The organism is Leifsonia sp. Y878 (assembly GCF_057669685.1).
Window position 1 is genome coordinate 922,125 of sequence record NZ_JBYHFS010000001.1, and the last position, 24,758, is coordinate 946,882.

Annotated in this window: 30 protein-coding genes; 14 read left to right on the plus strand and 16 right to left on the minus strand. The window is 63.7% G+C overall.

Going from position 1 to position 24,758, the window contains the following annotated elements; translation table 11 throughout:
• Window positions 1-92: 92 nt before the first annotated feature.
• Window positions 93-944, plus strand: a complete 852-nt coding sequence (locus AC25Y4_RS04300; RefSeq protein ID WP_488119127.1) for a Sir2 family NAD-dependent protein deacetylase — start codon at window positions 93-95, stop codon at window positions 942-944.
• Between the two features lie 85 nt (window positions 945-1,029).
• Window positions 1,030-1,629 (plus strand): histidine phosphatase family protein, encoded by a 600-nt coding sequence (locus AC25Y4_RS04305; protein ID WP_488119128.1) that lies wholly within the window; start codon window positions 1,030-1,032, stop codon window positions 1,627-1,629.
• Here AC25Y4_RS04305 and AC25Y4_RS04310 read toward each other — a convergent pair.
• The 3 genes from AC25Y4_RS04310 to AC25Y4_RS04320 form a co-directional block, all read right to left on the minus strand.
• The gene (locus AC25Y4_RS04310; protein ID WP_488119129.1) at window positions 1,626-2,639 is read right to left on the minus strand and encodes a hypothetical protein; all 1,014 of its coding nucleotides are present in this window, start codon (window positions 2,637-2,639) and stop codon (window positions 1,626-1,628) included. The two genes, AC25Y4_RS04305 and AC25Y4_RS04310, sit on opposite strands and share 4 nt — an antisense overlap.
• Window positions 2,640-2,746: 107 nt before the next feature.
• A complete protein-coding gene (locus tag AC25Y4_RS04315; protein WP_488119130.1) occupies window positions 2,747-3,085 on the minus strand; it encodes a cupin domain-containing protein in 339 nt (112 codons plus the stop codon).
• 68 nt (window positions 3,086-3,153) lie between these two features.
• Window positions 3,154-3,657, minus strand: a complete 504-nt coding sequence (locus AC25Y4_RS04320) for a DUF805 domain-containing protein (RefSeq protein WP_488119131.1) — start codon at window positions 3,655-3,657, stop codon at window positions 3,154-3,156.
• Between the two features lie 160 nt (window positions 3,658-3,817).
• On the opposite strand from AC25Y4_RS04320, the gene AC25Y4_RS04325 reads away from it, so the two are divergent.
• Window positions 3,818-4,474, plus strand: a complete 657-nt coding sequence (locus AC25Y4_RS04325) for a Pr6Pr family membrane protein (protein ID WP_488119132.1) — start codon at window positions 3,818-3,820, stop codon at window positions 4,472-4,474.
• A gap of 41 nt (window positions 4,475-4,515) precedes the next feature.
• Here the strand turns inward: AC25Y4_RS04325 and AC25Y4_RS04330 are convergent, their stop codons facing one another.
• Both AC25Y4_RS04330 and AC25Y4_RS04335 read right to left on the minus strand, forming a co-directional pair.
• Window positions 4,516-4,710: a hypothetical protein gene (locus AC25Y4_RS04330; RefSeq protein WP_488119133.1), complete on the minus strand. Its 195-nt coding sequence runs from the start codon at window positions 4,708-4,710 to the stop codon at window positions 4,516-4,518.
• A gap of 148 nt (window positions 4,711-4,858) precedes the next feature.
• Window positions 4,859-5,848: an alpha/beta hydrolase gene (locus AC25Y4_RS04335; protein ID WP_488119134.1), complete on the minus strand. Its 990-nt coding sequence runs from the start codon at window positions 5,846-5,848 to the stop codon at window positions 4,859-4,861.
• A gap of 6 nt (window positions 5,849-5,854) precedes the next feature.
• On the opposite strand from AC25Y4_RS04335, the gene AC25Y4_RS04340 reads away from it, so the two are divergent.
• Together AC25Y4_RS04340 and AC25Y4_RS04345 are read left to right on the plus strand one after the other, a co-directional pair.
• Window positions 5,855-6,643: a GNAT family N-acetyltransferase gene (locus tag AC25Y4_RS04340; protein ID WP_488119135.1), complete on the plus strand. Its 789-nt coding sequence runs from the start codon at window positions 5,855-5,857 to the stop codon at window positions 6,641-6,643.
• A gap of 91 nt (window positions 6,644-6,734) precedes the next feature.
• Complete coding sequence (locus tag AC25Y4_RS04345) at window positions 6,735-7,379, plus strand: flavin reductase family protein (protein ID WP_488119136.1); 645 nt, start codon at window positions 6,735-6,737, stop codon at window positions 7,377-7,379.
• A gap of 36 nt (window positions 7,380-7,415) precedes the next feature.
• On the opposite strand, the gene AC25Y4_RS04350 is transcribed toward AC25Y4_RS04345, so the two are convergent.
• Entirely contained in the window at window positions 7,416-8,126 is a 711-nt protein-coding gene (locus tag AC25Y4_RS04350; RefSeq protein WP_488119137.1) for a potassium channel family protein, read from the minus strand.
• A 99-nt stretch (window positions 8,127-8,225) separates the two neighbouring features.
• Between AC25Y4_RS04350 and AC25Y4_RS04355 the strand changes: the two genes are divergently transcribed.
• Complete coding sequence (locus AC25Y4_RS04355; RefSeq protein ID WP_488119138.1) at window positions 8,226-8,738, plus strand: hypothetical protein; 513 nt, start codon at window positions 8,226-8,228, stop codon at window positions 8,736-8,738.
• Between the two features lie 33 nt (window positions 8,739-8,771).
• Here the strand turns inward: AC25Y4_RS04355 and AC25Y4_RS04360 are convergent, their stop codons facing one another.
• Entirely contained in the window at window positions 8,772-9,227 is a 456-nt protein-coding gene (locus AC25Y4_RS04360) for a hypothetical protein (protein WP_488119139.1), read from the minus strand.
• 210 nt (window positions 9,228-9,437) lie between these two features.
• On the opposite strand from AC25Y4_RS04360, the gene AC25Y4_RS04365 reads away from it, so the two are divergent.
• On the plus strand, window positions 9,438-9,851 hold the full coding sequence (locus tag AC25Y4_RS04365; protein WP_488119140.1) for a hypothetical protein: 414 nt from the start codon (window positions 9,438-9,440) through the stop codon (window positions 9,849-9,851).
• Window positions 9,852-9,920: 69 nt separating this feature from the next.
• Window positions 9,921-10,502, plus strand: coding sequence for a dihydrofolate reductase family protein (locus tag AC25Y4_RS04370; RefSeq protein ID WP_488119141.1), 582 nt, complete (start codon window positions 9,921-9,923; stop codon window positions 10,500-10,502).
• Between the two features lie 26 nt (window positions 10,503-10,528).
• Here AC25Y4_RS04370 and AC25Y4_RS04375 read toward each other — a convergent pair whose 3' ends face one another.
• Window positions 10,529-12,199, minus strand: a complete 1,671-nt coding sequence (locus AC25Y4_RS04375) for a DNA-3-methyladenine glycosylase 2 family protein (protein ID WP_488119523.1) — start codon at window positions 12,197-12,199, stop codon at window positions 10,529-10,531.
• Between the two features lie 95 nt (window positions 12,200-12,294).
• Window positions 12,295-13,107: an isocitrate lyase/PEP mutase family protein gene (locus AC25Y4_RS04380; RefSeq protein ID WP_488119142.1), complete on the minus strand. Its 813-nt coding sequence runs from the start codon at window positions 13,105-13,107 to the stop codon at window positions 12,295-12,297.
• A gap of 122 nt (window positions 13,108-13,229) precedes the next feature.
• Between AC25Y4_RS04380 and AC25Y4_RS04385 the strand changes: the two genes are divergently transcribed.
• Entirely contained in the window at window positions 13,230-13,892 is a 663-nt protein-coding gene (locus tag AC25Y4_RS04385; RefSeq protein ID WP_488119143.1) for a class I SAM-dependent methyltransferase, read from the plus strand.
• A 22-nt stretch (window positions 13,893-13,914) separates the two neighbouring features.
• Here AC25Y4_RS04385 and AC25Y4_RS04390 read toward each other — a convergent pair whose 3' ends face one another.
• The 3 genes from AC25Y4_RS04390 to AC25Y4_RS04400 form a co-directional block, all read right to left on the minus strand.
• Window positions 13,915-14,166, minus strand: coding sequence for a hypothetical protein (locus tag AC25Y4_RS04390; RefSeq protein WP_488119144.1), 252 nt, complete (start codon window positions 14,164-14,166; stop codon window positions 13,915-13,917).
• A gap of 194 nt (window positions 14,167-14,360) precedes the next feature.
• A complete protein-coding gene (locus AC25Y4_RS04395; RefSeq protein WP_488119145.1) occupies window positions 14,361-15,509 on the minus strand; it encodes a glycosyltransferase family 4 protein in 1,149 nt (382 codons plus the stop codon).
• Entirely contained in the window at window positions 15,506-16,402 is an 897-nt protein-coding gene (locus AC25Y4_RS04400; protein ID WP_488119524.1) for an alpha/beta fold hydrolase, read from the minus strand. Before AC25Y4_RS04400 ends, AC25Y4_RS04395 begins: the two co-directional genes overlap by 4 nt.
• Window positions 16,403-16,522: 120 nt before the next feature.
• Here AC25Y4_RS04400 and treS point away from each other — a divergent pair, with 120 nt between their 5' ends.
• Entirely contained in the window at window positions 16,523-18,220 is a 1,698-nt protein-coding gene (gene treS, locus AC25Y4_RS04405; protein ID WP_488119146.1) for a maltose alpha-D-glucosyltransferase, read from the plus strand.
• A gap of 104 nt (window positions 18,221-18,324) precedes the next feature.
• Complete coding sequence (locus AC25Y4_RS04410) at window positions 18,325-19,011, plus strand: exonuclease domain-containing protein (protein WP_488119147.1); 687 nt, start codon at window positions 18,325-18,327, stop codon at window positions 19,009-19,011.
• Between the two features lie 131 nt (window positions 19,012-19,142).
• Here the strand turns inward: AC25Y4_RS04410 and AC25Y4_RS04415 are convergent, their stop codons facing one another.
• The 3 genes from AC25Y4_RS04415 to glgA form a co-directional block, all read right to left on the minus strand.
• Window positions 19,143-19,394 carry a type B 50S ribosomal protein L31 gene (locus tag AC25Y4_RS04415; protein WP_414803448.1) on the minus strand — a complete coding sequence of 84 codons (252 nt, stop codon included), beginning with the start codon at window positions 19,392-19,394 and terminating at the stop codon, window positions 19,143-19,145.
• Between the two features lie 143 nt (window positions 19,395-19,537).
• Window positions 19,538-20,323 (minus strand): ABC transporter ATP-binding protein, encoded by a 786-nt coding sequence (locus AC25Y4_RS04420; RefSeq protein WP_488119148.1) that lies wholly within the window; start codon window positions 20,321-20,323, stop codon window positions 19,538-19,540.
• Between the two features lie 47 nt (window positions 20,324-20,370).
• A complete protein-coding gene (gene glgA, locus AC25Y4_RS04425; RefSeq protein WP_488119149.1) occupies window positions 20,371-21,552 on the minus strand; it encodes a glycogen synthase in 1,182 nt (393 codons plus the stop codon).
• Window positions 21,553-21,634: 82 nt separating this feature from the next.
• On the opposite strand from glgA, the gene glgC reads away from it, so the two are divergent.
• Both glgC and serB read left to right on the plus strand, forming a co-directional pair.
• Window positions 21,635-22,876, plus strand: a complete 1,242-nt coding sequence (gene glgC, locus AC25Y4_RS04430) for a glucose-1-phosphate adenylyltransferase (RefSeq protein ID WP_488119150.1) — start codon at window positions 21,635-21,637, stop codon at window positions 22,874-22,876.
• Window positions 22,873-23,550, plus strand: a complete 678-nt coding sequence (serB, locus tag AC25Y4_RS04435) for a phosphoserine phosphatase SerB (RefSeq protein WP_488119151.1) — start codon at window positions 22,873-22,875, stop codon at window positions 23,548-23,550. The genes glgC and serB overlap by 4 nt, the downstream gene beginning before the upstream one ends.
• Window positions 23,551-23,588: 38 nt before the next feature.
• Here the strand turns inward: serB and AC25Y4_RS04440 are convergent, their stop codons facing one another.
• A complete protein-coding gene (locus AC25Y4_RS04440; RefSeq protein WP_488119152.1) occupies window positions 23,589-24,299 on the minus strand; it encodes a beta-ketoacyl-ACP reductase in 711 nt (236 codons plus the stop codon).
• A 143-nt stretch (window positions 24,300-24,442) separates the two neighbouring features.
• Between AC25Y4_RS04440 and AC25Y4_RS04445 the strand changes: the two genes are divergently transcribed.
• The gene (locus AC25Y4_RS04445; protein WP_488119153.1) at window positions 24,443-24,751 is read left to right on the plus strand and encodes a DUF3099 domain-containing protein; all 309 of its coding nucleotides are present in this window, start codon (window positions 24,443-24,445) and stop codon (window positions 24,749-24,751) included.
• The last annotated feature ends 7 nt before the right edge of the window (window positions 24,752-24,758 follow it).

Consider the following 24,758-nt stretch of genomic DNA (forward strand, 5'->3'; position numbering starts at 1 on the left):
GGGGCCACTCAAGACTGCCACCTGCGGAAACAAACGGAGAATCAGGGTTGTTTTAGAATCAGGTCACACCATGCTCGTATGAAGAGGAACGAATGACCGCTGATACCGCAGGACTCGCCCAGATGGCACCGGATGCGTCGCTTGACGCCGTTGCCGATCTGCTTCGTGGCGGGCGGACGGCGGTTCTGACCGGCGCCGGGTTGAGTACGGACTCCGGGATTCCCGACTACCGCGGAGAGGGCGCCCCCGTGCGCACGCCGATGACCTTCCAGACGTTCACCGCCGACGAGCGGGCACGCAAACGCTACTGGGCGGGCAGCCACCTCGGGTGGCGTCGGTTCAGCAGCGCAGAGCCGAACCTCGGTCACCTGTCGCTGGCCATGCTGGAAGAGCAGGGAGCACTCACCGGTGTCGTGACGCAGAACGTCGACGGCCTGCACACCCGCGCCGGCTCACGCCGCCTCGTCGAGTTGCACGGGTCGATGGACAGGGTCATCTGCCTCAACTGCGGGCAGGCCTTCAGCCGTGAGAGCGTTGGCAGTCGCCTGGAGGCTGAGAACCCAGGCATCCTCACGCCAGAGGGAGTGACGGTGAACCCTGACGGCGACGTCGAGGTCACCGACATTGACGACTTCCGCATCCCTGAGTGCACGGTATGCGGGGGCATGTTGAAGCCCAACGTGGTGTTCTTCGGGGAGTTCGTTCCCACCGAACGCTTCGCTGAGGCCCTGGCACTCGTCGAGACAGCGGATGCGCTGCTGGTTGCCGGCTCGTCGCTGGCCGTGAATTCCGGCATCCGTTTGCTGGAAGCAGCCAGGCGTCGCAAGCTGCCGATCGTGATCATCAACCGCGGGCCGACCAAGGGCGATGGCCGGGCGCTGATTAGGCTGGAGGCTGGCGCTTCTGAGGCGCTCGCCGGACTGGCGCTCCGCCTGGGCGCGTAGGCTGCTGGCTTCATTGCCCGCTCGCTTCACTGCCACCCACACCACCCAGGCCCACCACACCGACATTTCAAGGGACATCACTTCTATGACGAGACTGTCGATCGTGCGTCACGGCCAGACCGACTGGAACCTGCACAAGAAGATTCAGGGCAGCACCGACATCCCCCTGAACTCGACGGGGCGTTCAGAGGCCGCAGAAGTGGGCGCAGCGTTGCGCGAGCGCGAGTGGGATGCCGTCGTGGCAAGCCCGCTCGCGCGAGCCGAGGAGACGGCTCGCATCATCGCGGGCGAGGTCGGCCTCACTCCCCCGCAGGTGATCCCGGAGCTGACCGAACGCCACCACGGCGAGATCGAGGGGCTCACCTTCGATGAGCGGATGGCACGCTTCCCTGACGGGGTGGCCGTTCCTGGCCTCGAAACCAGGCAAGAGGTGCTTGACCGGGTGATTCCGGCTCTCGGTCGTATCGCAGAAGAACACGATGGCGGTTCGGTGCTCGTCGTCAGTCACGGCGGGGTGATCGGCACCCTCATCCGTCACATCACGGATGGTGAACGCCCGCGGCACGACGAGATCATCGCCAATGGATCGGTGCACGACTTCGATTGGGAAGACGGGCAGCTCGTGCTCACCCACTTCGATGCGACGATCCGCAAGGTCGGGGACGCGTTCCACACCATCCGCTAGGAGCTGGCTGCGCGCGGTGTAGCCCGGTCGGCTGGCGCCAGATGTTCGGCGGCATAGAGGCTTGTGCGCCGCGCCTGCCGGAGCAGGATCGGTAGCAGCACGAGAAACACCAGCACGAGGGCCACGCCCATGTAGAGACCGAAGGTGCTGATGCCCTGCGCATATTGCGTGAGCCCCTGGCCGATGATGCCTACGTAGAGGAGAGCGAAGTACGCGAGCTGGTAGCGGAAGTAGGCGGAGGCGAATAGAGCGTAGTCTGCCGCCGCGGCCAGGTCACTGTCACTCAGGGGCTCATCTTTGCCCCTGACCACGACGCGAGAGATCCGCCGAGCGGACGCGAAATCCCCGCCCGCCGCGTCGCGCATCCGACGGGCCAGCCGGAGACTGGTGACGATCGTGGCGAATGCGCCCGCGAAGCAGGCCACGATAATCGCGTACAGGACGGCCACCCACAGCTCGCGGGAGAAAAGGGGGTCGGTCTGCTGCACGAGGAGCACAAGCACAAGCACAATCCATGTGATCAACGTGGAAAAGAAGACAATCGCAATCGTCCGAATGCGCTTCGCGTGTGCCGCACGACTCAGATCAACGTCGGACGCCAGCGGTTGTGGATGCCGCACGTCGTAGCCGTGGAGCGCACCGCCGATCACGACCGCCAGCACCGTCAACACGATCGCGAGCACAATCATTACTGGTGCGTACCAGATCACAACGTGCCCGACGATCGCCCCGGCCACGAGCGCAATGAGCCCGAGGACCTCCACCGCGAGAACGATTCCGAATCCGCGGCGCTGGTAGCGCTGGGCCGCTTCGTCCGACGGATGCGCGCCCCAGTACGCGAGGTATGAGCCAATCACCATCGGCGCCATCACTATCAGGCTGAGGCCGATAGACACGATCAGGAGCGCGCCGGGAGCGACGTGAGGCGACGACACGACGAGCAGCACGATCCCACCCATCAGGATCAGCGTCGTTACGACGACCGACATGACGAAGGCGAAGATTCTCATCTGTGCTTCCCAACGAATCGAGGCGACCAGGACGATGGGAACGCTATCCGCTCGCCACGACACCCACAACAGTGTTAGTGAAACTGACTAGCGTTAGTGCAACGGACTCAGCTCGGGCGCCCCGGGACGAGCTCAGGCTTCTCGCCTGGACCCGTCAAGAAATAGCCGAGAAAGGTGACGCCTTCAGCCGTCGCATCGAACCGATTGATCAGGACGCCAGCAGGCTCATAGAACACGTCCCCCGCCCGCAGAATCACCTCCGGTCCACCATCCACCTGGAAGTAGACCGATCCAGCTTCAAGTGATCCGAAGACCGGACCGTTGTGGTGGTGCGGGCCACCTACGACGCCCGGTTGCAATGTGATGCGACGAACTTCCACTGCTGCGGTGGTCTTGTCGGCGAGTGGTTGTTCAAGAAGCGTTACCCGCACTACTGGTTCGGTCATGGGTTGATCTTGTCAGTTGCGGAACATTCGCAGGGAATATGGCAACGCGAAACAGCGGATCGAGGGAGCTAGACGTCGAAACGGGCGCCCTCTGACCGGGATCGTCGGGTCGCGAGCAGGAGCAAAACGAATGAGCCGGGCGGAACGAGCGCAAGCAGCGTCCACCACCCAGAGAGGTTCGAGTCGTGAAGGCGACGAACTGCGACGGTGAAGCCGGGGATGACGGTGAAGATCAACCAGAGCGCGGCGCAGAGCAAGAAGAACGCCGCAACCGGTGAACTCGGTGCGTCGGTCTGATGCCCGTTGAACAACTTAATGTTCGCGAATAACCACGAGCCAAAGGGCCCCAACAGCAGGGTCGGTTGTGGGGTGCGCCCCGAGATCAGTGCAGGAACGAGAAGCTGCGCAATCGCCAGCACGACGATGTTGACGAGCATCCACCACCAGTACTCGCTGCGGCTCGCCCGGCCTCGGAGGCGAAAAGTACCGCTCATCAACCGACTCATGGCCTGCGGCAACGAAACTCCCGGCACGGGGGCGTTCGCCATGGGTGCCGCATCGGTGTAGGTCACAGGCTCATGCTAGAGGATCGACCGCGACTGTCCCGCTGCGCTTTAGCGGCATCCCGCTACATCCCGAATGCTTCTGGTCCATGAGCCAGGGTCCATAGTGCGCCCGAGCCCCGGCTCAGTCCATGCTGTTCAGGCCGTGCTCGATAGGCTGTCGCTTGTGATGTCTGACGCAGCGATCCAACCAAGAGCTGTCGTGGTGGGGATCTGCCGTTTGGGCAGCGGCCTGCTGATCACAGCGGTTCTCGTGTATGTCTACGCCCTCCGCATCGCTGTCGGAGACGGCAACCCGTTCGATTACTTCGGATACTTCACCAACCAGACAAGCCTGATCACGAGCCTCATTCTCATCGCGACCGGGGCGCTCATCGTTCTCGGCCGACACGTCCCTCCCTCGCTCACCCTCATGCGGGGAATCGCGACGGCATACTTGCTCGTCGTCGCAGTGATTTACAACGTTCTCGTGCCGGGAACAGGGACTGCACCGCCCTGGGTGAGCGTCATCCTCCACCTCGTCTTCCCGGCCCTCGTTGCACTCGACTGGCTACTCATCGGCGACCGCCCCCGCTTACCCTGGCGAAAGTTTTGGATACTGCTCCCCTACCCAGTCCTGTGGCTGACCACGGTCCTGATCCGCGGCGTAACCGATGGCTGGGTTCCCTACGGGTTCCTCCTTCCGGAACACGGCGTCGTCTCGCTCACCGTCCACATCGTCGGGCTGCTCGCAGCTATCATCGCCGCTGGCGCACTCGTCTGGACTGTCAGTAGATCGCGCGGCATCCGCTTCCGGGCTGTCGAACTATCCCCCCGCGGCACGTAGAGACCTCCTGCGCGCAATCGCTCAGATCGCCAATCGGCAGATCAGCCGCCGGTGAACATCTCAATGGCTGCCTCGACATCTGCCTCGGCGCAGGCGTCCGACAAGTCCTGGAGGCCAGTGTCCCACTCCGCGGACCCGATTCCGGTCGTTCCCATGGCGCCCAGGGCGATCGCAGGAGCAGCGTCCTTCAGTGAGACAGCTGCCTCACTGACCGCGCCCTCTCCGCGGGTCGGCACGCCATCCAGTACACGCGTGGCAAGTCGGTACCAGCCTTGTTGTTTCTGGGCCGGCCATCCGTCGACTCGTTGGGGCCTCCCCAGGGCTCACAGATAAACGACACCATATCGGACCGCTTCTGGAACCGCTCGTCACAGATCACGCGTCCTACGCCTGTATCCGGCAGGCCCACTCGATGATGAGACGCAAGCCCTCCGCGAAGCTCGGTTCTTGGGGTCGGTTGAGGAAGGCGTGGAAGGTCCCGGGCAACACGCGGTAGTCCACTGCGACCCCAGCGGCAGAAAGTTCCTGGGCGAACTGACCGCCGGACGCGCGCATTGAGTCGCGATCAGCGTCGAGCATGAGCGTCGGCGGAAAGCCGTGCAGGGGGTGATCACCGGGAAAAGCATGGCTTTCAGACAGCGCGGCTCGCGTGCCTGCGTAGTGGAGATTCGTCAGGTTGAGGAGCATCGGAGTGTGGACGAAGCGGCGACGGCCACGGAGGCGGCCCCGTAAATGGGCCGACCGTTTCGGCAGCGCCGCGTGGAACAGTCCATAGGCGAAGAAGGCGCCTGCGAGATCGTCAGCCCCGTTGTCGGCCAGACGAAGTACTGCGCCGGCTGATAGACACGCGCCGGCGCTTGCACCGCCCAGAATCACCCCATTGGGTGCCTCGCGCTGCACCTCCCGCACCACGGCGACGACATCATCAACCGGTACCGGATAGTGGACGGACGGGGTCCACCGAAACCCCCTCGAAGTCCGACGAAGCATCGATACGGTCGCCAATCGATAGGCAACAGTCACGACCCGGAATCCCGCTGCCGCTAGCGCTCGCGCGACGTCATGCGACTCCGGCAGGTCGAGGTCGCCTTTGAAGAACCCGCCCCCGTGAATCCACACGATCGGTGTGGATCTGATAGGAGCAGTGCCGCTGGGCGAATACCATCGCACCGGTATAGCTCCATGCGGGCCCTCTATCGTGCTTCCGATCGAGTCGACAGCTATCGAGGCCTGGTCGAGCGGCTTCACGTTCTCACACCACGTCTTGCCGCGATCAAAGACGATTCCCCATGCGTGCACCATAGCGTGAGGCCTCTCGCATCTGCGCGTGCGGCCGCGCGATCCGCTGAGGACAATGTAGGTCGGCGCTAGCATGAGGCCATGACCGACTCCTCGCTGCTCCTTGCCGCTTACGACGAACAGCTGCGCACGGACGCTGAAACACCCAGTGCGCTGTCGTTCGTCCAGCACGGCCCACTACGCCTCGTGACGTTCGCAGGCGGGCGTGGGTTCATCACCTACAAGGACCTCGGCGGGGCGAATGCCGACACCATCACGCGTCTGGTTCCAGAAGCGCTTGACCACTACCGCGCCAACCCAGACATCACCAGGGTGGAGTGGAAGACACGCGGACATGACGACGCACCTGGATTGCACGAGGCGTTGGTAGCGAACGGCTTTGCACCGGATGAGCAGGAGTCGATCATGATTGGCGATGCGCACGCCCTTGCCGTAGATGTCTCACTGCCGGAAGGCGTGACATTGCGTCGAGTCACAGCGGAGGCAGACGTGCGCGCAATGAGCGCGATGGCCGATGAGGCCTTCGGTGACCTCCCCTCGGACGACATGGCAAACGCGCTTCTGCGCCGGTTGTCCCTCAATGACGGGATGGAGCTGTGGATTGCAGAAACGGATGGGCGCATCATCAGCGCCGGCCGGCTGGAGCCAGTCCCCGGCACCCAGTTCGCCGGCATCTGGGGCGGCGCAACCCTCGAGGAATGGCGAGGCAGGGGAATCTATCGAGCACTGACATCCGCTCGCGCCCGCTCGGCAATCCGCATGGGCAAGACGCTCATCAACAGCGACTCGACAGAGTTCTCACGCCCCATCCTCGAGCGATCCGGTCTCGTCAGGGTCTCGACCACGACGCCGTATCGCTGGGTGCGCTGAGGCCGATCTCACGTTTCTGAGAGCGGGAGCGTCTACCTGATATGAGCGACCGCAATGAGTGCAGTCGCCGTCTCTACCGGTTGGACGACAGATGTCTGCTTCCCACGTATCCATCGATCCGGCGATTCTCTACTTCGGCACGCCCGTCGCGCTCCTGAGCACGGTGGACAGTGCTGGCCGTCTGAATCTCGCCCCCATGTCCTCGATCTTCTGGCTCGGACAGACCGCCGTTCTTGGCATGGGTGCCCGTAGCCAAACGGCGATGAACCTGCGTGCCACGAAGGAAGTGGTCGTCAACCTTCCGTCCGTTGATCAGGTGCACGTCGTCAACAGATTGGCGCTGACGACAGGCAGAGACCCCGTGCCTGCCGCCAAGGAGACTGTGGGTTACCGGCACGTAGGCGAGAAGTTCGCCCACTCAGGTTTGACAGCGGTTCCCTCCACCACTGTTCGGCCCGCACGAGCGGCAGAGTGCCCAGTCACGATGGAGGGGCGTGTGACGGGCATGCATCCGCTGGGGAAGGGCGATCCGGCCGACGCGGGCACTGTACTCATTTTCGAGGTCAAAGTGACACGCGTGCACGTGCACCCGGCGGTTCAACAGGAGGGCCGACTGAACCGTATCGATCCTGACAAGTGGCGGCCGCTGATCATGAGCTTCCAGAGGTTCTATGGGTTGAGCCAAGAACTGGAGCCCTCGCGCCTCGCGACCATTGATGAGGAGTGGTACCGCTAGGGGTTTGCCCGTAGACCGGTACTTGCGCAGGAGGCTTCAGGGAGCCCTGCTGTCAAGACTGTCCTGTAGCTGCGCGATCTGGTGAGCCAAGGCCTTGATCTCGCCGCGGGTGGCTGCCCGATCGTCCTCTTCCTGCTTCGCAACCCGCTCGACGATCCAGGATGCGAGGGTCGCGGTCACGACACCAAGGAGGGCTACACCCCCGAGCATGAGTCCGCCCGCGATGATGCGCCCCAGCCCCGTCACGGGCGAGAAATCACCGTAGCCGACAGTGGTGATGGTGACGAACGCCCACCACAGTGCATCCCAGAAGGTCGTGATGGTTGAGCCAGCGGCTGACCGCTCTGCGTCGAGAACGGCCAACGACGCGACGAAGACAAGAAGCACGGATGCGCCGATCACGTACGTGACGACGCGCTCGCGGAAGGCAGCACCGGCCGTTCGCTGTAGCACGCTCAGGATCGTGACAAGCCGCAGCAAGCGGAGCGGTCGAATGACGGGGAGGACCACGATGAGGAAGTCGAAGATGTGGGTGCGAAACCACACCCACCGGCGAGGTGCAAGCACAAGGTTGACGACGTAGTCCAGAACGAAGGCCGCCCAGGTGGCCCAGATGACCAGCTCCGCAATCGCACCGGCTGCGCCGCTCAGATTGCCAATGATCTGCCATGCATACGCGATGAGGAAGATGACGGCGGCGATCGTGAGCGGGATGTCGGTGATCTTCTGCCAACGCGCTTGAGTCATAAATGCACTCTATGGGAACTCATCTGGCCTGTTTGACGGGGTGTCACTTACGAGACATCTGCGCCCCCACGAGCTACGCTCCCCGGAGGGGGTGGCGTGATGAAGGCATTGCGATTGGTCGGACGGGTGCTCGGACACCTCATGACTACCGCCGCGAAGACCATCGGTGGGATGACCGGCATCAAGACGTTCGACCACGATAACGCGACATCGTTGTACACACCCAGCGACGATGGTCGACGGCGGTCGGCCCCTGAGATGATGCGGTTGGTCGGCATAGCCCTGCTGGTGGTTGGCGTCGTGGCTGCTCTCGGCGTGGTCGCGTCGGCATGGCTGGCCGCCATCTATGGTGGCCTTGACTACAAATGCTTCGTCGAAGGACCTCGCCCTGAATTCGCTCCCTTTGCAACGATGTCGGAGGCAGCGCCAGTGCACGGGCACTTCGAACTGTGGCCGCTTGGGCGGGCCTGCGATTGGGTGCGTGCAGATGGTCAAGGGCTCATCACCGCGAGTCCTGCCTGGGCAGGCACGATCACTGTCCTCGCTTGTGTGGCGACTGCCCTTGTTGGCGCCGTGCTTTCGCTGAGGAAGGTGCGCACAGTCGCACCATGATGGCGACTATCGGCGTCACAGCCGTTGAGCCGCCTACGCATTGCCCCACGCGAGGACGAGACCCGCTATGCGCTGGCCCTCGTCACGGTCACTGTTGATTAGCCGCTCGAGGACTGCATCTACGTCGAACTCCAGCCGAGAATCCCCCACCGTCGTCCCACTGCCCTCGTACGCGCGCCAGTGAGCATCCGGGTGATGTTGAACTAGTGCGTTGCTGAGAAACCGAGCGGCTGACGTCGTCAGAGTCGCATCGGTCGCAATGTCGGGCGCGTGGGACTGAACGAAACTAATGAGCTGAGGGATGCTCGCGGCTAAGTTGGCAGCATCCTCACCGTGATTCTCGACAAAGGTGGCGAACTCGGAGTAGCCGGAGGCGTGCCTCACGTGCTTGGGTTCACTGCTGCCCGCCACATAAAGCGCTGAACCACGCGATATCGGCACAGGTAGAGCAGACGCGAACCCGAAAAACGATTGATCCTGGTCTTCCATGAGCAAGAGCGTAGTCTCAGGCTCCGCATGCCCGTCATGCGTCAGTCCCCCTCGTCAACGATCGCATCCAGCGCAGCAATGGATCAGCCCCCAGTTCTCAGCCCGTCAGAGAAACCCGAGTCCGACGTTCGATGCACCTGTCCGAACCCCTGTAGTTGGCTTGCCGGCCGTTGCTGGTGGAATTATCTGCGGCATAGGTAGGCTGCGGTCATGCAACAGCTCGTGGGGATTCGAATCGTGCTCGTTCCGCTCGCCCTTATTGCCGCAGCAACCCTCACGGGGTGTGTCACGACATTCACTTACTCGGATCTCGATCGGGAGGCCGAGGATTCCGACGTGCTTCCGGCGACGTTGAAAGACGATGCGGCGGATTGGCTGGTGACCGATTCAATCCGGCTCGTCGGCGACGATGCAGGGGTCCGCTTCTACCTCGCCAGAGCGACGGATGGTGAGATCTGCGTGCTCATCTATCGCGACACGCCCGATTGGCTCGCCGGCTGTGGCAATAGCGTAACGGTGGATGGGGCAGGTGTGTCGGCCAGGGTGGTGCCTGACTCGACTGAGCTCGAAGCCGGGTGGTCGATGGTCGGCGAGAACGTACAGGTCAAAGGCCTGCCGGATTGAGAAGGTCAATCCGCCACGAACCGTGAAGTGCGGCTATTTTGGGGGCATACCAAGGCAGAGGAGCGCCCCATGGGCACAGTAGTCATGTACAGCTCGGTGTCGGTGGACGGCTTCATCGCGGACGAGAATGACCAGCCCGGACCGCTGTTCGACTGGTTGACCAGCGGTGACGTGCCGTTGGACGAGAGCGGCGCGTTGACGGTGTCGCAGACGTCCTACGACTACACCCGGCCGTACTGGGACCAGATCGGGGCGACCGTCGTCGGCCGCCACGTTTTCGACATGACGGACGGCTGGGATGGGAAGCCTCCGGGCGGGATCGACCACGTGGTCGTCGTGACGCACCGCCCGGAGCCAGAGGGCTGGGACCCCGAGGCGCCGTTTCACTTCGTCGACGGCATCGAGGCAGCCGTGGCCAAGGCGCAGGAGCTTGCGGGTGACCGCGTGGTCGAGGTCGCCGCTGGCGACGTCGGCGGGCAGGTGCTTGCCGCTGGCCTGATCGACGAGGTGCGCATGGACGTCGTACCCGTCGTGTTCGGGTCAGGCAAGCGCTACTTCGGGTCGGTCCATGCGCAGAACATGCTGGAGGATCCTGACGTGGTGATTCAGGGAAACCGAGTGCTTCACCTGCGGTATCGGGTGCGCCGATAACCGATCTGGCGGTAGGCAAAGAAGTGTCAAGTCACCGCGAACCGCGAAGAGCCGCTGTCTCTGGGGCGCTGAGTGGCGGCGGTCGCTGCCTGCCACAGGTGTAGGGCCGCATAGGAGCGCCACGGCGCCCACGCGGCGGCCTTGTTGCCCAAGGCGCGGTGCGCAGCCGCCTTCGGCAGGTTGGGCTCGAGCGTGCCCACCGCGATCGCGCCGGCGACCAAGGCGACATCGCCGTGCAACCAGGCATCAGGGTCCCCCAGTACTCGCATCGAGATGTACGCGGCAGTCCACGGCCCGATCCCCGGCCGGGCCACAAGTCGTTCTCGCAATGATTCTGGGTCTGCGCCCACATCGACGACGAGCTCGCCGTCGGCGAGGGCACGGGCAGTTGCGACGACGGTGCGTACGGAGCGGCCGGGCAGCCTGAGCGGGCGATCAGGATCGAGCGGATCGCCGGGCACCGCCTCCGGCAGCCCGATTGCGATCTGGCCGGGTGCAGGGAACAGCCGATCAATGCCGGCAAAGGATGACGTGTAGCGCGTGCCGAGCATCGCCGTGAGGCGACCCAGGTGTCCTCGCGCTGCGGCAACCGATATTTGTTGCCCGACAATGGCGCGGATGACGAGCTCGTGGGGGTCTATCGCACCGGGCACCCGTATTCCGCGGGTTCTACTGACAAGCGGCGCCAAGGCGGGATCTGCACTGAGTGCGGCGTCGACAGCGATAGGGTCAGCATCCAAGTCCAGCATCCGCCGCACGCGAGCCACGGCGGTGGCGACGTTGGCGAGCGACGCGAGCTCCAACTCCGCTTGGAGGCGCCACTCAGAGTCCCCCACCTGTGTCGCGACGATCTCGACGGCGCCCGGGCCGTGCGGGAGCGACAGGCTGCGCGCGTACCGTAGTGGACCGTCGACGGGAAGCTCGGCGGCCTCCACACCCGTGATCGCGCGTGCCGCAAGGAATCGAAAGAGGCCTGGAGCATCGAACGGCTGCCGCACGGGGAGAGCGAGACTGAGGCGCACCGGTGCGGCGCCGGTCATCTCCGCCCCGTCTTCGGGTGATTCGATGTGTGCGGAGGCTGGCCCGGCGTTGGCAGTGCGATGCCGCGCCCGCACCTCGCCAGGGCGGGCGGCGAACACCTGCAGAAAAGTGTCGTTGAACTGCCGAACCGATCCGAAGCCGGCGGCGAACGCGATGTCAGCCAGTTGAAGGTCGGTGCCGACCAGCAGGCTCCGAGCTGTCTGCGCTCGCCGCGCACGAGCCAGCGCAAGTGGTCCGGCGCCGAGCTCGGCCACGAGCAGGCGGTTCACCTGGCGCTCGCTGTACCCCAGGTGGGCAGCCAAACCGTTCACGCCCTCGCGGTCCACGACTCCATCGACGATCAACCGCATGGCCCTGCCAGCCAGATCCCGACGCAGATCCCACTCCGGGGTGCCGGGTGCGGCCTCTGGCAGACAGCGTTTGCACGCCCGATACCCGGCCTCGTGCGCGCCCGCAGACGTGAGGTAGAAGGTGACGTTCTGCGCTTTCGGTGTGCGAGCCGGGCACGATGGGCGACAGTAGATTCCCGTTGACGACACCGCGGTGAAGAACTGCCCGTCAAACCGGGTATCGCGGGCGTCAATCGCCCGGTACCGCTCTGCAAACAGCGGATCGTGCTGCGACCCCTGCGCGTCATCAGCTGCGCTCGCGACGATTGTCTGCGCCGCATGCTCCTCGGTAATCACGACTCTATTCTCGCTCTCCGTCTGATCAGTGCGTTGCTTACTCAGTGCGTGCCTAACTCAGTGCGCTATCGGTCCAGCAGGCCGTTGAGCTCGCCGTACTCGAGCCCGCCAGCAACCGACTCGTAGGTTCCGGCGGTAAGGAGTTCCTCGGTCGCACGATGCACGACGGCGTAGGCCGCCTGCACCACACTGGACCCCAGGCTGACACGAGCAACCCCCAGACGGGCAAGCTCTGGGACGCTGAGCGAGCCGGGGTTTGCCATCACGTTCACCGGCGCTCCGATTCCAGCAGTCAGCGCGGCGATCGTCTCGGCATCCACAACACCGGGCACAAAGATCCCGTCTGCCCCTGCGTCCAGATAACGAGCTGCCCTGGCGATGGTCTCCGTCACGCGCTGTTCCGGGGCTCCAATGCCGCGCAGGAAAACATCGGTGCGCGCGTTGATGAACAGCCGTACCCCGGCCCGATCAGCCTCGGTGCGGGCAACGGTGATGCGTGCGGCCAACTCATCGACCCCGCACATTCCGTCTTCGATGTTGATTCCCACGGCGCCCGCCGTGAGAAGCCCCTCAACGGTCGCCGCAACATCCGCTGTTTTAGTGGCGTATCCGCTCTCGATATCAGCGGTGACGGGCACTGTGACAGCGGCGGCAATCCGAGCGATGACGTCCAGAGCCTGCTCGCGGCCGAGGCGGTCGCCGTCTGGCATGCCCAGCGACCATGCGAGGCCGGCGCTCGTGGTCGCGACGGCCCGGGCGCCCGCGGCTTCGACAATCAGGGCGCTGGCGACATCCCAGGCGTTCACAAGAGCGAGCGGCTGGGAGCGGTCATGGAGAGAATGGAAGCGAAGAGCCTGAGCGGCGAGCGTGGTGTTCATAGGTACATTCCACCAGCGGATGCGCGCCACGTCTGGCGGGAATCAGACACGAGAGCGTCGCTCGTATTGCCATTTCGGCACGAGAATTTGGTGGTGGGCGTGGCACGATGCATGCTGCAGTAATGGACAAGATCAACGGCACGTCGGACGTTCCCACCATTCACACGCCACGGGAACCAGCTGCCGTCGAAGACCTGTGGGACCAGCGCTATGCCGGCATGGACAAGCTGTGGAGCGGCAAGCCCAACGCCTGCCTCGTGAGCGAGACGAACGGGCTGCGCCCTGGGCGGGCACTGGACGTCGGCTGCGGCGAGGGCGCCGATGCCATCTGGCTCGCACAACAAGGCTGGGATGTCACCGCGTTGGACGTCTCGAAGGTGGCACTCGACAGGGCAGCCGACCAGGCTGAGCGACTGGGCGTCGACGTGCGGTGGCTGCACGCCGGCCTCGTTGAAGCGGAGCTGCCACTCGGCGGCTTCGATCTGGTCTCCGCGCAATACCCGGCGCTGCTTCGCACTGACGACAACGTTGCCGAGCGAGCACTGATCGATGCGGTTGCTCCCGGTGGCGTGCTGCTCATCGTGCACCACCCCGCACCCACCGCGGCGGAGGCCAATGCGCACGGATTCAGTCCAGACGACTACGTCAGCCCCGCCGGAGTCGCTGACCTGTTGGATGACAGCTGGCAGATCGAAGTGGATGAGACGCGGCCTCGCCACGTGAATGGTGGCGCAGGAGCGCATCACACCGAGGACGTGGTCATCCGGGCGCGCCGCCTGGGATGACCTGCGGCGTCCGCCCTCATCCTCAGCTGAGCTCGGTGCCCTGGGAGATCCACACTCTCCCGATTGCCTCGTAGTACTCAACCACGCAGGCGTCAGCCACGCGCTCGATCGTTTCGACATCCGCTTGAGTTTCAGCTTCTATGGCGTAGCTGAAACCGAGCTCGCTACCGTTGGCTGCGATCTCAGTCGGTTCTGCACCGGTCTCCTGCACGCAGCTCCACCAGTCATCGACGGCAAGCCGGTACTCGGATTCGTCGACCACAAGGTCGTCCAAGACGCCCTGCTGATACTCGCTCGAGCCGTCGCGCAACTCAGACGGAGTTTTTGCGACACGCCGTGTTCACACGCCACCCGCATGCGGCGTGTCGCATTTTCTCCGCCTGAACCTGGCCGCGGCTCGAGGAGCGAGCGCTGGCGGACGTCTTGGGACCTCGCGCGCAGATCGCGGGCACAGGCCGGCGCCAGCGACTAGTCGGTTGTCGCGGCAGTTGCCGTCGTTGGTGACGCGGCTACCGCGGCGGCGGCGGAGCCCGCACCACGGCGCGCGGCCACAGTGTCCGTCAGTGCAGCCAGCAGCGTCTTCGCCGAACGCGCCCAGGTGAACTGTGACGCCTGGGTGACAGATCGCTTCGAGCGAGTCTCCCATTCGCTTGGTGTGCTCAGCTGCAGCACCCTGGCGGCGAGCTCGTCGGGAGAATCCGGATTGAAGTAGAGCGCGGCCTCTCCCCCGATTTCGCGGAAGATCGCGATGTCGCTGGTAATCACGGGCGTGCCGACGTTCATCGCTTCGACGAGCGGGATCCCGAATCCTTCATCGCGTGATGCCGTGACGAGGGCAGTGGCCTCTTGCAACAACTCGAGGTATTCGGCATCCGTTGCGCCATTGTGGAACACCAGGTTTGCCTGCGGGGCGAGAGCCGTCAGGCGCGTGCGCTCTGCATCGTCGACCCTGCTCATGAGGTGCAGCGTGTAGCCGGGCAACGCTGCGGCGGCGCGCACGAGCGCGTCCACGTTCTTGTACGGCATGAACGAGCCCATGTACACGAGAATCCCCGACGCCGGCATCGTGCGGTCAAGGCTCGAGCCACTCGAACCGGCCGGTGGCGTGGCCGCGTTCGACACGACGGTGATGGGCTTGCTCGTGAGGTTGTGCTGCTCAATGAGCTTCTTGGTTGTCTCCGAAACAGTGACGACGGCGTCGGCGCGATTCAGCAGCATCCGCTGTGGCCACCACGACAGGTGATACAGGCGCCACAAGCCCCTGATCGGCCACGGCAGGTTTCGCGGTGGTGTGCGATTGGTGTAGTAGATGAGGTCGTGCACCGTCAGCAGCAGCGTGTATGTGCGACCCCACGAACCCATGGTCTGCATGGGGCTGAACACCACGTCGGGCTTCAGCCGGTTGAGAGTGCGCGCCATGAATGGTTCCATCACACTCGTCGGCGGCCTGACGATCTCCCACGGCAGCGCAGGCAGCAGGTCAAGCTGGCGGTGGTCGCTGATCAGCATGGTGACGGGATGCAGCTTCGCCAGCTCTGAGACGATGCCGGCTGTATACCGGCTGATGCCGTCGTGCTGGTCGAAGCGGGTGTACCGGCAGTCGAAAACGATCCTCATTCTGGGGTCACCGCCAGGAAGCTCTGTACGTGGGCGGCCGCCTGGGCCGGAACCTCGTAGTGGATGAGATGGCCGACATCAGAAATCACGCGCAGCTCTGCGTTCGGAAACAGCTTCTGCAGACGGTACTGGGCTGGCACCGCGGTGATGTCGTCTTTTTCGGCAGCAATCAACAGGGTCGGCTGCGCGATGCGGGCAGCGAATTCGCTGACGTCGTTTCCCACGGATGCCGTGAAGGCTTCCATCACGACGCGTCGGTCTGAGAATGCAGAGAAGTACCTGTCGTGCTGGTTGTGGATCCAACGCCTGAGCGACTTGTCCTTGGTTTTCACCATGGCCAGGCTCGTGATGCGCACGATGAGCGGATTGCGGAGCAGCGCAAAGCCTGCCCGCTCCGGCAGCGCGGCGGCGGCCCAGTAGTAGAAGACGGCCAGTCGGGTCAGGATGCCGCGCGGCCCTGACAGGGCGGGGGCCGCAATCGGGTTGACCAGGATCACGCGGTCAGCGGGCAACCCGCCAGCGACCGCGCCAGAGACAATGATCGAGCCGAACGAGTGGCCGAGAATGACGACGGGGCCGGTGAGCTGAAGCTGTGCGATGAATTCGCCGAGCCACGCGCTGTAGCCGGGAATGTCATGGGCGACCGCCGTCAGGGGCGTCGATTCGCCAAACCCAGGCAGGTCGGGCGAGATGATCCGGTACCCGGACAGCTGGGCGACGACCGGCTCCAACCCATGGTGATCACCACGAAAACCGTGAACCATCACGATCGTCGTCGCTGCGGCAGGGTCACCGTAATCCCAGAAGTGGGTACTGCTGCCCAAGACGGATGCTGAGCCCGTCCGTACGGGAATCTGGGCTAGTTGCCCTGCAAATGGCGAAGGTACGATCATCACGCCTAAGTTTAGGCATGCAGACACGGCTGGAACTGTACAAACGCCACATTCAGCGACCTAGACTCGTCCCAACACTTTCTCTCAGCCTGCGCCCGTAATCGGGCCGAAAGGATCGACGTGAGCTTTACCGCACCCATCCAACTTCCCGGACTGGCCTTCGACCCGCAATGGTTCCGACGCGCCGTGTTCTATGAGGTGATGGTGCGGTCATTCGTAGACAGCAATTCGGATGGTTCTGGAGACCTGGCCGGCCTCGTCTCCAAGCTCGACTACCTGCAGTGGCTGGGCATCGATGCCCTCTGGATTCCCCCCTTCTTCAACTCCCCGTTGAAAGACGGCGGATACGACGTTGCCGACTACCGCGCGATCCTGCCAGAGTTCGGCACCCTCGACGAATTCAAGGACCTCGTCACGAAGGCCCACGAGCGCAACATGCGCGTCGTGATCGACCTGCCGCTGAACCACACGTCAGACCAGCACGAGTGGTTCCAGCAGTCTCGGGAAGACCCAGAGGGCCCGTACGGCGACTTCTACGTCTGGAACGACGACGACGAGAAGTACCCGAACATCCGCATCATCTTCACCGACACCGAAGAATCGAACTGGGCGTTCGATCCGGTGCGCCGCCAGTTCTTCTTCCACCGCTTCTTCTCGCACCAGCCAGACCTCAACTTCGACAACCCGGCTGTGCACGACGCGCTGTTCGAAATCGTCAGGTTCTGGCTTGACCTCGGTGTTGACGGATTCCGTCTCGACGCCATTCCATACCTGTACGAGTCAGAAGAGGGAAACGGCGAGGGCGAGCCGCCGACGCACGAATTCATCAAGAAACTGCGCGCAATGGTCGACCGGGACTACCCGGGCCGCATCATGATCGCAGAGGCGAACCAGTGGCCACGTGAAGTTGCCGCGTTCTTCGGCACAGAGGAAGAACCGGAGTGCCACATGGCATTCGACTTCCCCGTCATGCCGCGCATCTTCTACTCGCTGCGCTCCCAGCAGGCCGCAGAACTGGTGCGAGTGCTCTCTGAGACCACAGACATCCCAGAGGGCGCCGGCTGGGGCGTCTTCCTGCGCAACCACGACGAGCTGACCCTTGAGATGGTCAGCGAGGAGTACCGCCAGGCAATGTACGGCTGGTATGCATACGACCCGCGGATGCGCGCCAACATCGGCATCCGTCGTCGCCTCGCTCCCTTGCTCGACAACTCGCGCGCTGAACTCGAACTCGCCCACGCCCTGCTGTTCGCCCTGCCTGGCAGCCCGTTCCTGTACTACGGCGATGAGATCGGCATGGGAGACAACATCTGGCTCCCCGACCGCGACAGTTCGCGTACGCCCATGCAGTGGACGCCCGACCGCAACGCCGGCTTCTCGGCCGCCGATCCAGGCAAGCTCTACCTGCCTGTCGTACAGTCGCTGGTCTACAACTACACGCAGACCAACGTCGAGACCCAGCTGGCACAGTCGGGTTCGCTGCTGCACTGGGTGCGCAACGTGATTCACGTGCGGAAGGCGCACCCGGTATTCGGTCTGGGCACGATCAGGGTGCTGAACACCAACCATGAGTCAGTACTGGCGTTCATCCGCGAGTACGACGGCACGGGCACTCGCTACGGCGACCAGCCGGAGACCGTGCTCTGCGTGTTCAGCTTCGCCCACAACCCGGTGGCGTTCAAGATCGAAGACGCGGACATGGCGGGCACCCGCCTGTACGACCTCTTTGGCGGCGCCGTGTTCCCCAGCTTCGATGACGACGGGTCTCTGACCCTGACGCTGGGCGCGCAGAGCTTCTACTGGCTGCACTGCGGTTAACGGGCACGGCGGCTAACCAGCCGACGTTTTACACCGGCCAGGTACCACACGATCCTCGTGTGTGCCTGGCCGGTTCTGTCAGGGGTCGCCCGTAGGCTTTGGGTATGAGCACATGGAGCGACACACTGGCCGTTTTCGACCTCGAGACCACGGGCATAGACGTGGAGACGAGTCGGATCGTCACGGCGACCGTGGCGGTCATCAACGCCGACGGCGTGGTGCTTGAGCGCACCGACTGGTTGCTCGACCCTGTGATCGACATTCCCGAACAGGCCACGAACGTGCATGGCATCACCACGGAGCACGCCAGGCAGCACGGCCAGGATGCTGCCACAGGCGTTGCAGAGATCGTCGCCGCCCTGAAGTCCGCCCTGGATCGTTCTCTGCCCCTGGTGGCGTACAACGCGCCATACGACCTCACCCTGCTCAACCGGGAGGCGATGCGTCACGGCATCCGCCCGCTGGTCACGCCGTCACCCGTCATCGACCCGCTGGTGATCGACAAGGCTGTCGACCGCTACCGCAAGGGCAAGCGCACGCTGACGGTCACGTCCGAGTTCTACGGGGTTATCCTCGAGGATGCTCACGACTCAGGGGCGGATGCCATTGCCGCCGGCCGCGTCGCCCAGGCCATCGCTCGCACGCATGGAGCCCTGTTGCCGGCTACAGCCGCCGAACTGCACGCCCTGCAGGTGACGTGGTCTGCCGAGCAGGCCGCAAGCTTCCAGGAGTACATGCGTCGCGCCCGCGACCCAGAGTTCATTGCACACGGCGGCTGGCCGGAGCGTTGAGCTAGCGCTCCCCCGGTTGAGTTGGCTCCCCCAGGGAGTCAACTCGGCTCGCTACCGGCGAGACACGCAAAAAGGGCGACCAGCCGAAGCTGGTCGCCCTTTCTCGTACGCGGTGTTCGCGTGCGGAAGAGTTACTTACCGAAACCCGCGTAGCGCGAGTTGAACTTCTCAACGCGTCCGGCGGAGTCCATGATGCGCTGCTTGCCCGTGTAGAACGGGTGTGACTCCGAAGAGATTTCAACGTCGATCACGGGGTACGTGGTTCCGTCTTCCCACTCGATGGTCTTCGAGCTGGAGACCGTCGAACGGGTCAGGAACGTCGCGCCCGACGCGAGGTCGCGGAAAACCACGGGAGCGTACTCGGGGTGAATGTCAGACTTCATGAAGACTTCCTTGTTGCGATTTGATGAATGAAAACTGCGATTGGTGAGTTCTGTCTCGCCAAACACGGCGAAAAAGTTGTCCGGCCACAGGGCCAGCTACTGAGTTTAGCAGAAGCCGATTGATTCGGCCGACATTGAGCGGACTATTCGTGAGCGCGAGCCGTGTAGCGGCCATCGGCCTCTGAGAGCTCGATGGTCATGCCGAAGGTGTCGCTCAGCGTCTCGGAGGTCAGCGCATCCGCCAGCGGGCCTGCAGCGACGATACGACCGGCCTTGAGCAGAAGCACATGGGTGAAGCCGCGAGGAATTTCTTCGACGTGATGAGTGACCATGACGATGGCGGGGGCGTTGGGCGAACTGGCGTAGCCGCCCAGCAGCTGCAACAGCTCTTCCCGTGCGCCCAGGTCAAGGCTTGCGGCCGGTTCGTCGAGCAGGAGGAGCTCAGGGTCTGTCATGACCGCGCGGGCAATCTGCACCCGCTTCTGTTCACCATCACTCAGGGTGCCGAACGTGCGTTCGCCCAGGTGATCGAGCTTCCACTCTGACAGCACGCGCTGTGCACGACGTTCGTCGATCTCTTCGTACTCTTCGTTCCAGCGGCCGGTCACGGAGTACGCGGCGGTCATCACCACGTCGAGCACTCGCTCTGCACCCGGAACCTTGCGTGCCAGCGCGGTCGACGCGAAGCCGATGCGCGGACGCAGCTCGAAGACATCCGTTCCACCCAGCGGCTCGCCGAGAACCTCAGCGGTACCGCTGGTCGGGTAGCCGAGAGCTGCAGCGATCTGCAGCATCGTCGTCTTCCCGGCGCCATTCGGACCGAGAATCACCCAGCGCTGATCGTCGTCGACGCTCCAGCTCACTGAATCCAGGATTGGGGTGCCGCCGCGAACGACAGACACGTCGGAGAGCTCAAGAACGTTGACCATACAGCCATGTTATCGGGCTTCAGCTGGTCGTCCGTCGCGGCACCCCGCTACCGGAGAGACCGGTAGATTTCCCGTGTCCTGGTGGCGATCTTGGTCCAGCTGAACTCGACCTCCGCCCGCTTTCGCCCTGCGGCGCCCATCTCGGCCGCCCTCGCCTGATCGCTGAGCACGTCGGTCAAAGCCGCCGCAAGATCGGCCACGAATCGGTCTGGATGGATCGGGGTTCCGGTGCCGTCCTCCATCTGTTCGATGGGGACCAGTCGTCCAGTGACGCCATCGACGACGACCTCTGGGATGCCACCGGTTGCTGTTCCGACGACCGGCAACCCGCATGCCATTGCCTCGAGATTCACGATGCCGAGCGGTTCATAGACCGACGGGCAGACGAAAACGGTGCCAGCGGTCAACACAGCAGAGAGCTCGTGGTGCGGCAGCAGCCTGTCGATCCAGACGACGCCGTCGCGTTCACGCTGCAGCTGCTCGACACCTGCGGTGACCTCAGCCATGATCCCCGGCGTGTCTGGCGCACCGGCGCACAGAACGAGCTGCACGTCAGGCGGCAGCAGCGCGGCAGCGCGCAGCAGGTACGGAAGGCCCTTCTGCCGAGTGATTCTGCCGACGAAGACAACAGCGGGGCGATCTGGGTCGATGCCGAGGGAACGTACCAGCTCAGGGTCGTGCACCGGCTTCCACCGATCGAGATCGATACCGTTGTAGACCACGTGCACACGCGACTCGTCGAGATCTGGGTAGCAGCGGAGGATGTCGCGACGCATGCCGCCGCTGACGGCGATGACGGCATCCGCTGCTTCGAATGCCGTCTTCTCGATCCAGCTGGAGACACGGTATCCACCGCCCAGCTGTTCGGCCTTCCACGGCCGGAGCGGCTCGAGGCTGTGTGCCGTGACGACGTGAGGGATGCCGTGCAGCAACTTGGCCAGGTGGCCTGCGCCGTTCGCGTACCAGGTGTGAGAGTGGACGAGGTCGGCTCCCCCGACGGCATCCGCCATCTGCAGGTCGACACCCAGCGTGGCAAGCGCACCGTTTGACTCGCGAAGCTCCGCCGGCACCGGGTATGCAACAGTGTGCGCGTCAGTTCGCGGGGCGCCGAAGCACCGCACTGTCACGTCCATCTCGGTGCGGAGCGCCCGCACCAGCTCCGTCACGTGCACCCCAGCACCGCCGTAAATCTCCGGCGGATACTCTTTCGTCAGCAGGTCTACTCGCATGGAGTAAAGCTAGCGCAGCCGAAGCCCGACACATACGTTAGTCATATGCCTCAGATGGCCTGGTTGGCCCTACTGTAAAGGCATGAAGCCTTTGAAGATCTTTGGCATTGTCTTAGCGGGTGGCGAGGGAAAGCGGCTAATGCCGCTGACGGAAGACCGAGCCAAACCAGCGGTGCCTTTTGGTGGCCACTATCGATTGATCGACTTCGCACTGTCAAACCTCATCAACTCAGGGCTGAGTCAGATCGTGGTGTTGACGCAGTACAAGTCGCACAGCCTCGACCGTCATGTGTCGCAGACCTGGCATGTCTCCGGCCTCGTCAACTCATACATCGCGTCAGTCCCCGCCCAGCAGCGCCTCGGCAAACGCTGGTTCAGCGGTTCAGCGGATGCCATCCTGCAGAGCCTCAATCTCATCCACGATGAGAAACCTGACATCGTGGTCGTGGTCGGTGCTGACCACGTCTATCGCATGGACTTCAGCCAGATGGTTGAGGCCCATGTGGCCTCTGGCGCCCAGGCCACCGTCGCTGCTATTCGCCAGCCGATCGGCCTGGCCGACCAGTTCGGAGTCATCGAGGTCGACGCGGCCACTCCGGATCGCATTCGAGAATTCCGCGAGAAGCCGACGGATGCCGTTGGTCTCGCCGACGCGCCGCACGAGGTATTCGCTTCGATGGGCAACTACGTCTTCAACACGGACGCCCTCATCGAAGCAGTTCTCCGCGATGGCGAACGGACAGACTCCAGCCACGACATGGGCGGCGACATCGTCCCTGATTTCGTCGCACGCGGCCAGGCCGGCGTGTATGACCTCAAGCGCAATGACGTGCCGGGTTCGACGGACAGGGATCGCTATTACTGGCGCGACGTCGGAACGATCGATTCGTTCTTCGAAGCCCACCAGGACCTCATCTCCGCCCTGCCCGTGTTCAACCTGTACAACCAGTCATGGCCGATCTTCAGCCGCCAGCTCAACTCACCGCCGGCGAAGTTCGTGCGCGACGCACGCGGTGCGCTCGGCACGATGATCGATTCAGTGGTGTCGCTCGGATGCGTCATCTCCGGCGCCCACATTGAGCGCAGCGTGCTCGGCCCCTGGGTGACAATTGGTTCTGGTGCAAAAATCGTCGACTCGATCATTTTCGATCGCGTCCAGGTTCACCCCGATGCCACCGTGCATCGCGCAATTCTGGATAAGGAAGTTGTCATTGAAGAAGGAGCACAGGTCGGTATCGACCGTCAGCGCGACCTGGCCAGGGGGTTCAGTGTGACCGATTCCGGCATCACCGTCGTTGGCAAGGGAGTTCGAGTACACCCGTGACCCGCTCCACCCTTCATCGCCCCATCCCCCACAATTCCTCCCGGTTCCTCGTCGTTCTCGACGCGGATTCGACCCTGATCGAAGACGAAGTCATTGAGCTGTTAGCGGATGCCGCTGGCTCACGTGAACTGGTTGCCGACGTGACAGAACGCGCCATGCGCGGCGAGCTGGACTTCGCAGAGAGCCTGCGGGCCAGGGTCGCCACGCTGGCGGGCCTTCCCACGTCGGTCTTCGCGGACGTCAGCGCCCAGATCCGGCCGACGCCTGGCGTGCACGACATGATCGCGGGACTTCACGAGCACGGCAGCATCGTCGGCGTTGTCTCAGGAGGCTTCCACGAACTGCTCGACCCACTCGGCGCATCGCTCGGCCTCGACCACTGGCGCGCCAATCGCCTCGAGGTCGACAACGGTCGCCTCACCGGCGGCCTCGTCGGCCCCATCATCGACGCGGCCGCCAAGGCCGCCGCACTCCGGGAGTGGGCGGCGCAAGACGGCATTGCACTCCCCCAGACGATCGCCGTCGGCGATGGCGCGAACGACCTGGAGATGATGGCCGTTGCCGGTCTCTCCGTGGCGTTCAACGCCAAGCCGCGCGTGAAGGACGAAGCCGACCTGGTCATGAACGTGTGTGACCTGAGCCAGCTGCTTCCCGTGCTCGGGCTCCGCGGCTAACTGCGGAAGCGCCTACGGGCCTGAAGCGACTGGCGGGCCTAGTGGCCCATGCCCAGTCCACCATCAACGGGGATGACGGCGCCGGAGATGTAGCCGGCGTCGTCGCCCGCCACCCAGGTGACAACGCGCGCGACCTCTGTCGGCGTGGCGAAGCGGCCGGCCGGGATGTTGCGCTTGTACTCGGCCTGCTGCGCTTCAGGCAGCTCTGCCGTCATATCCGTTTCAATGAAGCCGGGCGCGACCACGTTGGCGGTGATGCCACGCGACCCGAGTTCGCGGGTCACCGACCTGGCCATTCCGACCAGACCGCTCTTCGACGCTGAGTAGTTGACCTGGCCGGCAGAGCCGTACAGTCCGACGACGCTGGAGATCAGCACGATGCGACCGAAGCGTGCCTTGAGCATGCCCTTTGATGCACGCTTGACCACGCGGAACGCACCGGAGAGGTTCGTGTCGATGACGGAGGTGAAGTCCTCTTCAGACATCCGCATGAGCAGGGTGTCCTTGGTGATGCCGGCGTTGGCGACGACAACCTCGACCGGGCCGAGTTCGGCCTCGATCTGGGTGAATGCGGCATCAACGGATGCGGCATCCGTCACGTCTGCACGCACGGTAATGGTTCCTGCCGGGCCCTCGCCGGAGCGAGCGGTCACGGCGACCCTGTGGCCCTGGGCCACGAATTCTTCGGCTATTGCGAAGCCGATACCGCGGTTTCCACCGGTTACGAGTACTGTCCTGGGGGTCGTCATGCCTGTATCCAATCTGGGCACGGCGAATTCACAGCCGCGCATACCTGAGTTCAGCTTAGGGCGTGCGCTCGAACACTCCCGCGAGACGTAGTCTTAAGAGGCACCGGTACGAACCGCAGCACCTTGATGAAGCGACAGTTGGAATGAAGCAGCAGGCGATCACATCCCTTCCCCTCTCCCCAGAGGTCGAACGACGCAATCGAATGATCAAGTATTCGATCGCGATGGGTGTGCGCGTTGTCTGCATCGTGATGATGCTCTTCGTGCAGGGCTGGTGGCTGCTGGTATTCGCAACCGCCGCGATCGTGCTGCCGTACTTTGCCGTTGTGCTGGCCAATGTCCACTCCGATCCGCGAGGCGGCCAGGTGGAGCGGCCAGGTGGAATCCTTCCCGTGCGCCCACGACAGCCTGCGGATGACCCCCGCGATTCAACAGAAGGCAAGCGACAGTGATCCTGCA

Coding starts and splice junctions, on each gene's coding strand:
- AC25Y4_RS04325 (WP_488119132.1), top strand. CDS start 3,818: ATGTCTGACGCAGCGATCCAACCAAGAGCTGTCGTGGTGGGGATCTGC.
- AC25Y4_RS04300 (WP_488119127.1), top strand. CDS start 93: ATGACCGCTGATACCGCAGGACTCGCCCAGATGGCACCGGATGCGTCG.
- AC25Y4_RS04440 (WP_488119152.1), bottom strand. CDS start 24,299: ATGACGACCCCCAGGACAGTACTCGTAACCGGTGGAAACCGCGGTATC.
- AC25Y4_RS04445 (WP_488119153.1), top strand. CDS start 24,443: ATGAAGCAGCAGGCGATCACATCCCTTCCCCTCTCCCCAGAGGTCGAA.
- glgA (WP_488119149.1), bottom strand. CDS start 21,552: ATGCGAGTAGACCTGCTGACGAAAGAGTATCCGCCGGAGATTTACGGC.
- glgC (WP_488119150.1), top strand. CDS start 21,635: ATGAAGCCTTTGAAGATCTTTGGCATTGTCTTAGCGGGTGGCGAGGGA.
- AC25Y4_RS04350 (WP_488119137.1), bottom strand. CDS start 8,126: ATGACTCAAGCGCGTTGGCAGAAGATCACCGACATCCCGCTCACGATC.
- AC25Y4_RS04340 (WP_488119135.1), top strand. CDS start 5,855: ATGACCGACTCCTCGCTGCTCCTTGCCGCTTACGACGAACAGCTGCGC.
- AC25Y4_RS04370 (WP_488119141.1), top strand. CDS start 9,921: ATGGGCACAGTAGTCATGTACAGCTCGGTGTCGGTGGACGGCTTCATC.
- AC25Y4_RS04345 (WP_488119136.1), top strand. CDS start 6,735: ATGTCTGCTTCCCACGTATCCATCGATCCGGCGATTCTCTACTTCGGC.
- AC25Y4_RS04385 (WP_488119143.1), top strand. CDS start 13,230: ATGGACAAGATCAACGGCACGTCGGACGTTCCCACCATTCACACGCCA.
- AC25Y4_RS04380 (WP_488119142.1), bottom strand. CDS start 13,107: ATGAACACCACGCTCGCCGCTCAGGCTCTTCGCTTCCATTCTCTCCAT.
- AC25Y4_RS04365 (WP_488119140.1), top strand. CDS start 9,438: ATGCAACAGCTCGTGGGGATTCGAATCGTGCTCGTTCCGCTCGCCCTT.
- AC25Y4_RS04395 (WP_488119145.1), bottom strand. CDS start 15,509: ATGAGGATCGTTTTCGACTGCCGGTACACCCGCTTCGACCAGCACGAC.
- AC25Y4_RS04335 (WP_488119134.1), bottom strand. CDS start 5,848: ATGCTAGCGCCGACCTACATTGTCCTCAGCGGATCGCGCGGCCGCACG.
- AC25Y4_RS04400 (WP_488119524.1), bottom strand. CDS start 16,402: ATGATCGTACCTTCGCCATTTGCAGGGCAACTAGCCCAGATTCCCGTA.
- AC25Y4_RS04315 (WP_488119130.1), bottom strand. CDS start 3,085: ATGACCGAACCAGTAGTGCGGGTAACGCTTCTTGAACAACCACTCGCC.
- AC25Y4_RS04410 (WP_488119147.1), top strand. CDS start 18,325: ATGAGCACATGGAGCGACACACTGGCCGTTTTCGACCTCGAGACCACG.
- AC25Y4_RS04305 (WP_488119128.1), top strand. CDS start 1,030: ATGACGAGACTGTCGATCGTGCGTCACGGCCAGACCGACTGGAACCTG.
- AC25Y4_RS04355 (WP_488119138.1), top strand. CDS start 8,226: ATGAAGGCATTGCGATTGGTCGGACGGGTGCTCGGACACCTCATGACT.
- AC25Y4_RS04415 (WP_414803448.1), bottom strand. CDS start 19,394: ATGAAGTCTGACATTCACCCCGAGTACGCTCCCGTGGTTTTCCGCGAC.
- AC25Y4_RS04360 (WP_488119139.1), bottom strand. CDS start 9,227: ATGGAAGACCAGGATCAATCGTTTTTCGGGTTCGCGTCTGCTCTACCT.
- AC25Y4_RS04310 (WP_488119129.1), bottom strand. CDS start 2,639: ATGAGAATCTTCGCCTTCGTCATGTCGGTCGTCGTAACGACGCTGATC.
- AC25Y4_RS04420 (WP_488119148.1), bottom strand. CDS start 20,323: ATGGTCAACGTTCTTGAGCTCTCCGACGTGTCTGTCGTTCGCGGCGGC.